This window comes from Lysobacter sp. HA35 (assembly GCF_054061195.1).
In genome coordinates, this window is the sequence record NZ_JBSSDY010000001.1 from 732,763 (window position 1) to 745,780 (window position 13,018).

General features: G+C 65.9%; 10 protein-coding genes. 5 read left to right on the forward strand and 5 right to left on the reverse strand.

The features are described from left to right. Positions 1-35 precede the first annotated feature (35 nt). Positions 36-1,601: a sulfotransferase gene (locus tag ACVWZN_RS03805; RefSeq protein WP_456952675.1), complete on the forward strand. Its 1,566-nt coding sequence runs from the start codon at positions 36-38 to the stop codon at positions 1,599-1,601. A 57-nt stretch (positions 1,602-1,658) separates the two neighbouring features. Here the strand turns inward: ACVWZN_RS03805 and ACVWZN_RS03810 are convergent, their stop codons facing one another. Further along, positions 1,659-4,523 (reverse strand): TonB-dependent receptor domain-containing protein, encoded by a 2,865-nt coding sequence (locus tag ACVWZN_RS03810; protein WP_456952676.1) that lies wholly within the window; start codon positions 4,521-4,523, stop codon positions 1,659-1,661. 325 nt (positions 4,524-4,848) lie between these two features. On the opposite strand from ACVWZN_RS03810, the gene apbC reads away from it, so the two are divergent. Further along, on the forward strand, positions 4,849-5,922 hold the full coding sequence (gene apbC, locus ACVWZN_RS03815; RefSeq protein ID WP_456952677.1) for an iron-sulfur cluster carrier protein ApbC: 1,074 nt from the start codon (positions 4,849-4,851) through the stop codon (positions 5,920-5,922). 61 nt (positions 5,923-5,983) lie between these two features. After that, positions 5,984-6,553 carry a dCTP deaminase gene (dcd, locus tag ACVWZN_RS03820; protein ID WP_456952678.1) on the forward strand — a complete coding sequence of 190 codons (570 nt, stop codon included), beginning with the start codon at positions 5,984-5,986 and terminating at the stop codon, positions 6,551-6,553. 9 nt (positions 6,554-6,562) lie between these two features. Here the strand turns inward: dcd and ACVWZN_RS03825 are convergent, their stop codons facing one another. Together ACVWZN_RS03825 and ACVWZN_RS03830 are read right to left on the reverse strand one after the other, a co-directional pair. Then, positions 6,563-6,979 carry an HIT domain-containing protein gene (locus ACVWZN_RS03825; protein ID WP_456952679.1) on the reverse strand — a complete coding sequence of 139 codons (417 nt, stop codon included), beginning with the start codon at positions 6,977-6,979 and terminating at the stop codon, positions 6,563-6,565. Beyond that, positions 6,976-7,638, reverse strand: a complete 663-nt coding sequence (locus ACVWZN_RS03830) for a dienelactone hydrolase family protein (RefSeq protein ID WP_456952680.1) — start codon at positions 7,636-7,638, stop codon at positions 6,976-6,978. Before ACVWZN_RS03830 ends, ACVWZN_RS03825 begins: the two co-directional genes overlap by 4 nt. Before the next feature lie 126 nt (positions 7,639-7,764). Here ACVWZN_RS03830 and rimO point away from each other — a divergent pair, with 126 nt between their 5' ends. After that, positions 7,765-9,147, forward strand: a complete 1,383-nt coding sequence (rimO, locus tag ACVWZN_RS03835) for a 30S ribosomal protein S12 methylthiotransferase RimO (protein WP_456952681.1) — start codon at positions 7,765-7,767, stop codon at positions 9,145-9,147. A gap of 7 nt (positions 9,148-9,154) precedes the next feature. Here rimO and greB read toward each other — a convergent pair whose 3' ends face one another. Continuing rightward, positions 9,155-9,658 (reverse strand): transcription elongation factor GreB, encoded by a 504-nt coding sequence (greB, locus tag ACVWZN_RS03840; protein WP_456952682.1) that lies wholly within the window; start codon positions 9,656-9,658, stop codon positions 9,155-9,157. 27 nt (positions 9,659-9,685) lie between these two features. Next, entirely contained in the window at positions 9,686-11,158 is a 1,473-nt protein-coding gene (locus tag ACVWZN_RS03845) for a helicase HerA-like domain-containing protein (protein WP_456952683.1), read from the reverse strand. Positions 11,159-11,290: 132 nt separating this feature from the next. Here ACVWZN_RS03845 and ACVWZN_RS03850 point away from each other — a divergent pair, with 132 nt between their 5' ends. Then, positions 11,291-12,937, forward strand: a complete 1,647-nt coding sequence (locus ACVWZN_RS03850) for a transglycosylase SLT domain-containing protein (protein ID WP_456952684.1) — start codon at positions 11,291-11,293, stop codon at positions 12,935-12,937. Positions 12,938-13,018: the final 81 nt, after the last annotated feature.

A 13,018-nucleotide genomic window follows, 5' to 3' on the forward strand; every position in this document is an offset into this window, starting at 1 on the left:
GCTCAGCGTTCACATGACCGCCTAGAATTTGCGGAATGGATCCCGCATCGCTGTACGCCGAGGCGATCTCGGCGCTGAACCGTAACGAGTTCCCGCGCGCGTTCGAATTGGCTGGGCAGCTGGCACGCGTGGCGCCGCAGCACGGCGGCGTGCATTTCATCGGCGGCGTCGCGGCGTTGCACATGGACCGGATTCCGCAGGCGATCGCACTGCTGGATCGTGCATGCGTGTTGAGCCCGACACGCCCGGACTACCACGCACAGCGCGCGCGTGCTCTCGCTGCTGCACGGATGTTCCGGGAGGCGATCGATGCCGCAGACCGTGCATTGGCGGCGTCTCCGCAGGACCCGCTGACGCTCGACACGCTGGGCGTCGTGCTGACGCAGGCGAACGACTACGTGCGCGCGGGCGATCTGTTCCGCCGTGCGGTACACGCCGCGCCCGACGTCGCGACATTCCACTTCAACTACGCGACAGCGTTGATGTTCGCCGGGGAGATCGATGACGCGGAGCGCGAATACGAGGCTTGTCTCGCGCTCGATCCGCGCTACGGGCGTGCGCACCTCGCGCTCGCCCAGTTGCGCAAACAGACGGCCGAGTCGAATCATCTCGATCGCCTGCAAGCTCTTCTTGTCGACGCCACGCCCGGCGAGGCTGCGATGTACCTCCAACTGTCGCTCGCGAAGGAAGACGAAGACCTGCAGCACTATCCCGAAGCGTTCGCCCATCTCGTCGCGGGCAAACGCGAAGGTGCTCGCGGACGCAGTTATCGCTTCGAACGCGACGAGCAATTGTTCGCGGCCATCGAGCGTTCGTTCGAAACGCTTCCGACGCCTGCAGCGCCGTCGTCCAGCAGCGAACCGATCTTCGTTTTCGGAATGCCGCGGTCGGGCACGACGCTCGTCGATCGCATCCTCTCCAGCCATCCCGACGTGCAGTCGGCCGGCGAGCTTCAGAACTTCGGCGTATTGCTCAAGCGTTTGTCGGGCACGAGGACGCGCGCGCTCATGGATCCAGAGACCATCGCGGCTGCGCGTCGCGCCGACCTGTCACCGCTCGGCGATGCCTACACCGCAAGCACGCGCCCGGTCACCGGCAACAAGCCGCACTTCGTCGACAAGCTCCCGCACAATTTCCTGTACGCAGGTTTCATCGCGGCGGCATTACCCAATGCGCGGCTCGTGGCGGTTCGTCGCCACCCGATGGATGTCTGCTTGAGCAACTTCCGTCAGCTTTTCGCGCTCACCTCGCCGTATTACGACTACTCGTTCGATCCGGTCGATACGGCGCGCTATTACGTGCTGTTCGATCACCTCATGACGCACTGGCGCGCGTTGGTCGGTGATCGGCTACTCGAAGTGCGCTACGAAACGCTCGTGGATGAGCAGGAGGCCACGACGCGGACGCTTCTCGGGCACTGCGGGCTGGATTGGAGCGACGCCTGTCTCGCGTTCGAGAAAAACGAAGCGCCGGTCGCAACCGCCAGCGTGGTGCAGGTCCGGTCGCCGATGTTCCGCACGTCGCTAGGACGATGGAAACGGTACGGCAATGCGCTCGACCCGATGCGACGAGTGCTTGAAAACGCCGGCATCGAAATCTGAAACAGAAAAAGGGCCCCGGGAGAGACGGGGCCCTTTCCATTTCCATGGGTGACTCGATTACTTCTTGCCGAACTGGTAGCGCGCTTCCAGGTAGAACGCACGGCCCATCGGGTTGAAGTTGTAGCTGTTGTACGGCGCGCTCGACGTGCCCGGATAGGTCCAGTCCATGTCCGGCATGCGGTCGGCCAGGTTGTTGACCATCAGCGACAGCGTGAGCGCCGGGTTGACCTCATAGTTCACGCTGGCGTTGAGCAGCGTGTACGAACCGAGCTTCGCCGCATACGGCGAGTACGCGTAACCGGCCGACGTCAGCGACGCCAGATAGTTCGGCGTCGGGCCGATGTAGTTGGCGTACACCGTTGTCGTCCACTGGTTCTTGTTCCAGGACGCCGACACGTCGGCCTTGTACTTCGGGTCCGTGCTCCAGTACGGGTTGTTCAGCACGTCGATCGACGGATCGGTCGGGTACTGCTGATACTGGTGCTTGAGGTTGCGCGTCCAGTTGCCGTTGAGGTGCAGGTTGCCGTACGCACCGAGGTCGATACCGTAGTGCGTGTCGACGGTCACCGCGTTCAACGTTTCGTTGGACACGTTGACCTTCTTCACGAAGATCGAGTCGATGTTGTTCTGCGGACCACGGGTAATCTGGCCCAGTGCAGCGACGCAGGTACCCGACGTCGCGTCGAGCTGGCCGGTGCGGCAGGCCAGTTCGTCACGCAGCAGCTGGTCGACGCTCTGCTGCGACACCTCGTTGTCAATGCTCCAGTGGTGGTAATCGGCGCCGATCGAGAACTTCGCGGTCGGTGCCCACACCACGCCGTAGCTCCAGACGTCGGCGTTGATCGGCTCAAGGTCGGGATTGCCCGACTGCTGCCCGAAGTACTGCGTCGAGTCGTACGGGCAGGCGTCGGTGTTGCCCGGCTCGAAGCCAGCGACATGGCAGCGGTAGTAGTCGGTCGCCTGGCTGTAGAAGCCGCTCAGGCCCTGGAACTGGTCCGCCAGGGTCGGCGCCTTGAACGCGGTGCCGTACTGGCCGCGCAGCAGCAGGCTCTGCACCGGCCGGTACTCGAGGCCCAGGCTGTACGTCGGCTTGGCCACGTTCTCGTTCGCAACGTGGTAGCTGTCGTAACGCGCGGACGCCGACAGCGTCAGCGGCGCGAAGATCGGCAGACGCATTTCACCGGTCACCGCATAACGCGAACGCTGGCCACCACCGCTGACCGCCGTCGTGCCCCACACATCGCCGTTGAGGAGCAGCGGATCGGGGTTGTATGCCCAGCCCTGGTTGCCCGCTTCCACCGCGACCGCGATACCCGCATCACCGCCCGGCAGCGAGAACAGCGAGCCGTTCGTCACCTGTGCGCGCAACATGTTGTCGTAGGTGCGGCTGTGGCTGTTCGTGCGCGTGGTGAAGCTGTCGAAGTCGGCCGGCGTCATCGGCGTGTAGAACGCCGCGTAGTCCGGCGTGAACACCGGATAGGCGCCGTAGTACGGGTCCAGGCCCTGCTGCGGCCCCAGCACGTGGTCGAGGAACCACTGGTTGATGGGATCGCCGAGACGGGCGAGGCTGCTCTCGTTGAGCTTGTACTCGGTGCGCGTCAGGCCGACGTCGTAATCCCAGTCCGAGTCGCCGATCGTGCCGTTGACGCCGAGTGTGAGCGCGTAGGACTTGTTGGTGTCCTGGTTGTGCGACTTGCCCCACCCGCCGATTTCTTCCGGCGCGAACGCACGCTGCAGGTTGACGAAGTCGTCGAGCGCCGGGTCGTAGTAGTAGCCCCATTCGGCGCCGGTGCCCCACCACAGGTAGTTCGAACCGGTGTTGTACTTGACCTTCTCGTGGGTGTAGAGGAAGTCGCCGTACAGCTGCGTGTGATCGTTGAGGTCGAAGGTGGAATGCGCGTAGACCTGACCTGAGCTCTTGCCGTTCTTCAGCGTGCGATAGCCCGGGGTGTAGAACGAACCGCAGTAGGGCTCAGCTTGGCTGGCGCGCTTCTGGAAGCCTTCCGTCCCGTCGAACAGATTCGTCAGGTTCGAACAGTTGTTCGGATCCAGGAAGTAGTAGTGGTTTGCCGCGCTATAGACGAGGAAGTCGCGGCTGGCGACCGCGGGAGACACGGCCACGATCGACCGCTTGCCCGTCGCAGGGTCGATCTTGAAATCGTGCCCGTTCTGGTTGTACTGGTCGGTCAGGTCGCGCTGGCTCGCGTACACCGGATCGGTCTTCTCGAGCTGGACGCCGAACAGCGTGTTGAAACGGCCGTCCTTGCTGCCGAACGTGTCGGCGAAGCTGACGCGACGGCTCGCGCCGCCGCCATGCTCGTAGCCACCGATCCGCGCGCTGAGCGTAGCGCCGTCGATGTGCTTCTTGAGGATGATGTTGATGACGCCCGCGATCGCGTCCGAACCGTACAGCGACGACTGGCCGCCCGGCAGGATTTCAATGCGATCGACGAGATCGACCGGAATGCCGCTGATGTTGTTGAACACGTCCGAGCCGTTGTACAGCGCCGGATAGTTCGCCATCGGGCGACCGTCGATCAGGTACTTCACGTAGCTCGCCGACAGACCGAACAGGCTGAGCGTCTCGGCGCCCTGCGTGAACGACGCCGATGTCTGGTTGCCCTGGACGCCGCCGGTCGCGAACGAGCTCTGCTGGAGCGCATCGGCGACGCTGGTGTAGCCGCGCGCCTGCAGGTCCTCGGCCGTGATCACGGTGACCGGCTTGAAGGTTTCCTTGTCCGTTTGAGGGATCAGCGAACCCGTGACGACAACCTTGTCGAGTTCGGTGGTCTTCTTGTCATCGGACGACGTGGAGGAAGTGGTAGTCGCGGTGCTCTGTGCTAGTGCGGCCGTCGGCAACAGCAGTGCGGCCAGAAGTGCGGTCGTAAGACGACTGCGCACGATGGTTGAGTTGCGTGACATCAACTTGGATACCCCGTGGGAGAGAGAAAGGCTTCCGTGCGTTTCGTGAGTCAGTGCATTGACCGCGCCGACCGTAACATTCGCGTAACACGCGTCTGACAGGTCATTGGTCATGCATTAGATGCGCGAAACTGAAGTTGTCAGCGACAACGGAAATTCGTGTGTGACGCGCGCCTCAGGCACTTCCACCTTCAAACCTGCATCAGTCATCAGCGAGCGATCGGTGTGTCTCATTGGCTGAGACGAAAGAACGTGCGCTTGCCCACGGCGCGCGCGACAATGCGTGCATGACGTCCGCGACGTCGCGTCTCCATAAGGCAACGTCATGACCACCACCGACATCGAATCCCTCCTGCTCGCCGCCGACGCACCCATCCCCGGCACGACGCTTCGCGACGTCGCGAGCCGAGTGGGGACGAGTAGCCGCGGTGACTTCACGGACGTCGATGTCATCGCCAAGGTGCCGACCGCCCGCATCGACGGCGACCTGAAATCGCGTATCGCCTCGACCCTCACCGCCGCCGGCTACGCGCCCGGCAACGTCACGACCCGCCAGCGCATCGACGCACATGTGCCTCAGACCGGCCTATCGCCGCTCACCACGGTGCGCAACCTGATCGTCGTGGGATCGGGCAAGGGCGGGGTCGGCAAGTCGACCGTTGCGGTCAACCTCGCGGTCGCGCTGGCGCAGGAAGGTGCGCGTGTCGGAATCCTCGACGCCGACATCTACGGGCCCAGCGTCCCGACGATGCTCGGTCTGTCGGGCCGGCCGGAGAGCCCGGACAACAAGTCGATCCAGCCGCTCACGGCGCACGGCATCGAAGCGATGTCGATCGGCCTTCTCGTCGAGCAGGACACGCCGATGATCTGGCGCGGCCCGATGGCGACGTCGGCGCTCACGCAGCTTCTCAACGACACGCGCTGGGGCGATCTCGACTACCTCATCCTCGACCTCCCGCCCGGCACGGGCGACATCCAGCTCACGCTCGCGCAGAAGATTCCGGTGGCCGGCGCGATCATCGTGACGACGCCGCAGGACGTCGCGACGCTGGACGCACGCAAGGCCGTGCGCATGTTCGAGAAGGTCAACGTGCCGATCCTGGGTTTCGTCGAGAACATGGCGCTGCACGTGTGTTCGAACTGCGGCCACGCCGAGCACATCTTCGGCGAGGGCGGCGGCGCGCGGATGGCGGCGGACTACGGCTATCCGCTGCTCGGCAGCCTGCCGCTGGAGCGAGGCATCCGCGAACACGGCGACTCCGGTGCGCCCATCGTCGCTGCGGATCCGGAATCCACCGCGGCGCAGGCCTTCGTCGCTACGGCGCGGCAGGTCGCCGTCGCATTGGCGCGTCGGCCGACGGTCGCGCGTTCGCTGTCGATCAGCCTCGCCGGGGAGTAACCGGGGCCGGCGGGCTATCGCCACCGGCTAGAATGCGTTTTTTAGCCGCACGGGCCGCACGATGAGCATCAAGAGCGATCGCTGGATCCGCCAGATGGCGCAGGAGAAGGGGATGATCGAGCCCTTCGAAGCCGGCCAGGTCAAGCGTTCCGCGTCCGGCGAGCGCCTCGTCAGTTATGGCACGTCCAGCTACGGCTACGACGTGCGCTGCTCGCGCGAGTTCAAGATCTTCACCAACATCAACTCGACGATCGTCGACCCCAAGCATTTCGACGAAGGCAGCTTCGTCGATGTCGAGTCGGACGTCTGCATCATCCCGCCGAACTCCTTCGCACTGGCGCGCACGGTCGAGTACTTCCGCATTCCGCGCGACACGCTGGTGGTCTGCCTCGGCAAGAGCACGTACGCGCGCTGCGGCATCATCGTCAACGTGACGCCGCTCGAGCCCGAATGGGAAGGCCACGTGACCTTGGAATTCAGCAACACGACGCCGCTTCCGGCGCGCATCTACGCCAACGAAGGCGTCGCGCAGATGCTGTTCTTCCAGTCGGACGAAGTCTGCGAGACGTCGTACCGTGACCGCGGCGGGAAGTACCAGGGCCAGGTCGGCGTCACGCTGCCCAAGACCTGAGCTGCCGGCTCAGTCGCTGCGCCCGAACCGTTCCCGCAGCGACTGCAGGACGCCTGGCAACACCTCGGACGAGTAGGGCGCCGCATCGCCGACGCCCCACACCGGCCGCGGCCAGGCGGCGTCGGTACGGAACCGTGCGATCACATGCACGTGCAGCTGCGGGACCATGTTCCCGAGCGCCGCGACGTTGAGCTTGTCCGGCGCATGAAGGTCACGCAGCGCCTCGCTCGCCGCGGCGATCTCGTCGGACAGCCGATGCTGCGACTCCCGATCGAGATCGATCCAGTCGCGTGCGCCGTCGATCCGCGGCACGAGGATCAGCCACGGCCAGCGCGCGTCGTTCATCAGCAGGACGTCGCACAGCGGTAGCGACACCACGCGGTGTGTGTCGGCCGCGAGCTGCGGATGCAGCGACCAGTCGGTCACTTCAGCGCGCCCCTGAAGAAGCGCACTGTCTGCGACCACGCCTCGGCGGCGGCCTTCGGGTCGTAGTCGTCGCGACGGTCGCAGTTGAAGCCGTGGTTGGCGTCGTAGACGTGCACTTCGGCCTGCGGATACGCGCGGCGATGTGCCTCAATGTCGGCGGCCGGGATGCTGGAATCGCGCTCGCCGAAGTGGAACATCATCGGTGCGCGCAGCGGTTCGCCGAGGAACTGCATCGATCGCGCACCGTAGTAGCTCACCGACGGCAGCCCGAGCCGCGTGTTCGCGAGAAGCGCCACGCTTCCACCCCAGCAGAAGCCGACCGCGCCGACCTTGCAGCCGCGGCCGCGCAACCAACCGGCCGCGGCGTCGACGATCGAAATCGCCGTGTCGAAGCCCAACTTGCCGACCAGCTCGCGACCTTTCGCGACGCCAGCGGCGTCATATCCCAGCTCCACGTTCGGCTCGACCGGATCGAACAGCGACGGCGCGGCGACCTCGAAGCCCTCCGCTGCGAAGCGGTCCGCCACATCGCGGATATGCCCGTTCACGCCGAAGATTTCCTGGATCAGGACGATGCCGCCTGCCGGTTCGCGATCAGGCATCGCGTGCCAGGTGCGCACCGCGCCCTGTGGGGTTTCGAGTTCGTGCCACGTGCCCATCGGGCCTCCTGAATGCGATTTACGGCCGCTCGGGACGGCCAATCCCGGCCGTTATACTGGACACCCGCCGCGGCCGATGTCGCGGCCTCCGGGCCGTCGCTTCCGACCGCCCCTCGAGACCACGCCATGTCCGCCCAAAATCCCGTCCGGAACCCCAAGGTGGGTTTCGTCAGCCTCGGCTGCCCGAAGGCCCTCGTCGACTCCGAACGCATCCTCACGCAGCTGCGCGTGGAGGGTTACGAGCTCGTGCAGACGTACGACGACGCCGACGTCGTGGTGGTCAACACCTGCGGCTTCATCGACAGCGCGGTGGAAGAGTCGCTCGACGCGATCGGCGAAGCGCTGGCGGAGAACGGCAAGGTCATCGTCACCGGCTGCCTCGGCAAGCGCGCCGATGTCATTCGTGAGGCGCATCCCGACGTGCTGGCGATCAGCGGCCCGGCCGACTACGCGAGCGTGATGTCCGCCGTGCACGTCGCGGTGCCGCAGGTGCGCAATCCCTTCATCGACCTGCTGCCTGCGAACGACGTCGGGATCAAGCTGACGCCGAAGCACTACGCGTACCTCAAGATCTCCGAAGGCTGCAACCACCGCTGCAGCTTCTGCATCATTCCGTCGATGCGTGGCGACCTCGTTTCGCGCCCGGTGGACGACGTGCTGCGGGAAGCCGAGAAGCTCGTCATGGGCGGCGTGCGCGAGCTGCTCGTCGTCTCGCAGGACACCAGCGCCTACGGCGTCGACGTGCGCTATGCAGAACGCGAATGGCGCGGCCGCGCGTACCAGACGCGCATGAAGTCGCTGTGCGAAGGGCTGTCGCAGCTCGGCGCGTGGTCGCGCCTGCATTACGTGTATCCGTACCCGCACGTCGACGATGTCATCCCGCTGATGGCCGAGGGTAAGGTGTTGCCGTACCTCGACATCCCGTTCCAGCACGCCAGCCCGCGCGTCCTGCGGCTGATGAAGCGCCCGGGTGCGGTCGAGAAGACGCTGGAGCGCGTGCAGAACTGGCGTCGCATGTGTCCGGACCTGACGCTGCGCAGCACGTTCATCGTCGGGTTCCCGGGCGAGACCGAAGCGGAGTTCGAAGAACTTCTCGACTTCCTCGACGAAGCGCAGCTCGATCGCGTTGGCGCGTTCGCGTATTCGCCGGTCGAAGGCGCGGCGGCCAACGATCTGCCCGATCCGGTGCCGGAAGAAGTGAAGCAGGAGCGGCTCGCGCGCTTCATGGAGCGGCAGGCCGAGATTTCGGCCGCGCGTCTCGAGGCCAAGGTCGGCACGGTGCAGAAGTGCCTCGTCGACATGGTCGACGGCGAACTCGCGATCGCGCGTTCGAAGGCCGACGCGCCGGAGATCGACGGTGTCGTGCAGATCCAGAACGGTGGCGAGCTGGGCCTGAAGCCCGGTCAGTTCGTCGACGTCGAGATCATGGGCAGCGACGAGCATGACCTGTTCGGCGAAGCGCTCGTGCCGGAGCTGCCGACTCTCGCTCCGCTGCCCGTTCGCGCCTAAACGCGAGTCAGCCCGGATACGCGACGTCGACGATAACGACGCGTCGCGGCCCGCTTGGGAGCTGCACTTCGACCTCGTCGTCGACGTGCTTCTTCAGCAGCGCGCGCGCCACGGGTGAGTCGATGCTGATGTCGCCCTTTGCCGCGTCGGTTTCGTCCGGCCCGACAATGCGATAGCGCAGCGATTCGCCGGTCACGGCGTCTTCCAGTTCGACGGTCGCACCGAAGAAAACCGCGTCTCGGTCCGACGGCGCACTTTCGATCACCTTGAGCGACGGCACGCGCTTGCTGAGGTAACGCACGCGCCGATCCAGCTCGCCGAGTTGCTTCTTGCGATAGATGTATTCGGCGTTCTCCGAGCGGTCGCCTTCCGCGGCGGCAGCCGACAACGCGCGCACGATCTCCGGGCGTTTCACGCGCCAGAGATCGTCCAGCTCGGCCTTCATGCGCTCGAAGCCTTCGCGCGTGATCAGCGCGGTGCTCTGTTCGCCGGGTGGACGCCAACGGCCCATCGCGTCAAACGAACCTACAGTTCGTGATCACCGGCCACGCCCGCCGAGCAGGCTGCCCAGCAGCCCGCGCACGATCTGCCGACCGAGCTGGCTGCCGACGGTGCGTGCCGCCTGCTTGGCCATCGTCTCGACGATGCCCTGACGATTCGACGCGCGCGGCGCAGGCGCGGAACGCGGCGGGGGTGGTGTCGCGACGGGCGTAGCCGGCGGCGCTTCCGCGCGGCGCGCGAGCATCTCCGACGCGGATTCGCGATCCAGCGCCTGGTCGTACTTCGCGCCCACCGGACTCGTCGCGCGTAGCTGCTGACGCTCGGCCGGCGTGATCGGCCCCATGCGCGAGCGGGGCGGCGCGATCAGCACGCGCTCGACGGGCGAGGGCACGCCTTCGGCCGACAACACCGACACCAGCGCTTCGCCGATCGCCAGCTGCGTAAGCGCGGCTTCGATCTCGATCTTCGGATTCGGCACGAACGTTTCGGCCGCGACGCGCACGGCCTTCTGGTCGCGCGGCGTGAATGCGCGCAGCGCCTGCTGGATGCGGTTTCCGAGCTGGCCAAGGATTTCGCCGGGCACGTCGTCCGGAAACTGCGAGCAGAAATAGACGCCGACGCCTTTCGAGCGGATCAGCCGGACGACCTGCTCGACGCGCTGCTGCAGCGCGGGCGTCGCGTCGTCGAACAGCAGATGCGCTTCGTCGAAGATGAAGACGAGCTTCGGTTTGTCGACGTCACCCACCTCCGGCAACTGCTCGAACAGTTCCGACAGCAGCCACAGCAGGAACGTCGAATACAGCCGCGGCTTCATGACGAGGTTGTCGGCCGCGAGGATGCCGATCACGCCGCGCCCGTCGGGCGTGGTGCGCATCAGGTCCGCGAGTCGAAGCGCGGGCTCGCCGAAGAACTGGTGGCCGCCGTCCGACTCGAGACGCAGCAGCGAACGCTGGATGGCCGCGATCGACTGCGCGCTCACAAGACCGTATTGCGTCGAGATCGACTTGCGCTCCTCGGCGAGATGGCCAAGCACCGCGCGCAGGTCGTCGAGGTCGAGCAGCAGCAGGCCCTGGTCGTCGGCCAGCTTGAACGCGATGTCGAGCACGCCGGACTGCGTGTCGTTGAGCTCCAGCATGCGCGACAGCAGGATCGGGCCGACCTCCGACACCGTCGCGCGGATCTGGTGGCCGGCGGTGCCGAACAGGTCCCAGAAGATCACCGGATTCGCTTCCGGCGCGTGGTCGGTGACGGCGAGCGTCGACAGCCGCGACTGCAGGCGTTCGTTCGGCACACCCGCCATCGAGAGGCCGGCGACATCGCCCTTCACGTCGGCCATGAACACGGGCACGCCGATGCGCGAGAAACCTTCGGCGAGGGTCATTAGCGAGACGGTCTTGCCGGTACCGGTCGCGCCGGCGACGAGTCCGTGGCGGTTACCGGTGCGGGCGGGGAGTTCGACGGGCTTGAGCTCGGGCGGAGCCGTCTTGCCGAGCAGGATCGAAAGCGTCATCGCGAACTCGCAGCGGGGGATGACTCGATTCTAACCACGCGATGCGAACAGCCCGGATTGCGGATGAGGTTCCTTGCCCCGCCGCGCGGGCGGGGGATACCCTCGGCCGTTCCCGCCGTACCGTCCCCCGTGATGACCCCCCAAATTCTTCGATACCGGCTGTCGCTTGCGTGCGCCGCCGCGCTTTTCCTCGTCCCCTCGCTCTCGTTCGCCGCCCGCCGCGAGACCGTCAATGTCGACGCGCTGACCTCGCGCATGCAGGCCGCCGAGGCGCGTTTCACCAAGGCATCGATCGGCGTCCGCAACGACGACCCCGGCGCGCAGACCGAAAGCGACGCCGCGCTGCAGGAGATGGAAGAGGTGATGACCGCCTGCATCCAGCTGCGCGGATGCCCGGTCAATACCTTCCTTGCGACGTACAACCGGCTGCTGAAGCAGTCCGTCGACACCGATGCCGACGATGACGACGACGCGCCGCTCACCGCCGATTCCATCGGCCACGAAGGTGCCGCCGCGAACGTTCCGCAAGCCGCGCACGCCGCGGCGCTTCTGTCGGAGGACCACCGCTTCGATCGCATGGTCGAGTACAACCCGGCCGTGCAGCAGGCGATCCGTCGCTGGCTGACTGACATGCGCGGCTCGCTGCTGTCGAGCTACGAGAACTACGAGAACATGCGCTACCTGATGTGGCCGGAATACGAGCGTCGCGGCCTGCCGGAAGCGCTGCTGTTCGGCATCATGGCCAAGGAATCGAACGGCAAGGTGCATGCGACGTCGCGCACCGGCGCGGCGGGCCCGATGCAGTTCATGTACGCCACTGGCAAGCGCTTCGGCCTCGGCGACGACGGCACCGGCTTCGACACGCGCTACGACCCTCGCTCGGCCGCGCAGGCCAGCGCCGAATATCTCAACGAGCGCATGGGTCAGCTCAACCGCAACATCGAGCTGGCGCTGGCCGCGTACAACGGCGGCGAAGGCCGCGCGCTGCGCGTCTACCAGGGCACGTCGGCGCGGTCGTTCTGGGACGAGTCGGTCTACAACCAGTTCCCCGCGGAAACGCGCGACTACGTGCCGATGGTGATCGGCGCCGCGTGGCTGTTCCTGCACCCGAAGGAATACGGCCTGACGTTCCCGAAGGTGTCGGCCAGGCCCGCGCCGCTGCGTCTCACGCAGTCGGCGTCGATCTACCAGCTAGGCATCTGCCTCGGAAACAAGGGCGTGCGCGAGGGTTACATGCGCACCTTGCGCAACCTCAACCCGCGCTACCAGCCCGAGACGTTCCTGCCGACCGGTACCAGCCTCGTTGCGACGACGCGCATCGTCAGCGCCTACAACCGGTGGTGCGTGAGCGGCGCGCGTGCGGATCTCGCGAAGACGCTGGTGCTCAGCGATCCGAGCCGCGCGGTCGTGCGCACCGGCTCGCTGCAGACCATTCCTGCGGACGACACCGATACCTCGCCGTCCGACACGGTGCCGACTGGGCCGTCGTCGCAGGTGACACCAATCGTCGCACCGCCGGCGCGCGTGGTGCCTGCACAGACGCCGGACGCCGACACGCGTCGCACTGCGAAGGCCGACGCCGATGCGAAGTCGCGCAGCAAGACCGATTCGAAGTCACGCGCGCCGAAGAGCTATCGCGTGCAGGAAGGCGAATCGCTGTCGACCATCGCGAAGAAGTTCGGCTGCGACGCCGACGACCTCGCCAAGGCGAATGGCGTCAAGCGCGCGAATGCGTTGAAGCGCGGCCAGACGTTGATGCTGAAGGGCTGCGAGGGCTGATCGCCTTCCGTTCAAACGAAACGAAAAACGCGCCGGATCACGGCGCGTTTTTCTTTGGAGCTGATGGAGCTGCGCCGCGGC

Coding starts and splice junctions, on each gene's coding strand:
- ACVWZN_RS03805 (WP_456952675.1), top strand. CDS start 36: ATGGATCCCGCATCGCTGTACGCCGAGGCGATCTCGGCGCTGAACCGT.
- ACVWZN_RS03810 (WP_456952676.1), bottom strand. CDS start 4,523: ATGTCACGCAACTCAACCATCGTGCGCAGTCGTCTTACGACCGCACTT.
- apbC (WP_456952677.1), top strand. CDS start 4,849: ATGACCACCACCGACATCGAATCCCTCCTGCTCGCCGCCGACGCACCC.
- dcd (WP_456952678.1), top strand. CDS start 5,984: ATGAGCATCAAGAGCGATCGCTGGATCCGCCAGATGGCGCAGGAGAAG.
- ACVWZN_RS03830 (WP_456952680.1), bottom strand. CDS start 7,638: ATGGGCACGTGGCACGAACTCGAAACCCCACAGGGCGCGGTGCGCACC.
- rimO (WP_456952681.1), top strand. CDS start 7,765: ATGTCCGCCCAAAATCCCGTCCGGAACCCCAAGGTGGGTTTCGTCAGC.
- greB (WP_456952682.1), bottom strand. CDS start 9,658: ATGGGCCGTTGGCGTCCACCCGGCGAACAGAGCACCGCGCTGATCACG.
- ACVWZN_RS03845 (WP_456952683.1), bottom strand. CDS start 11,158: ATGACGCTTTCGATCCTGCTCGGCAAGACGGCTCCGCCCGAGCTCAAG.
- ACVWZN_RS03850 (WP_456952684.1), top strand. CDS start 11,291: ATGACCCCCCAAATTCTTCGATACCGGCTGTCGCTTGCGTGCGCCGCC.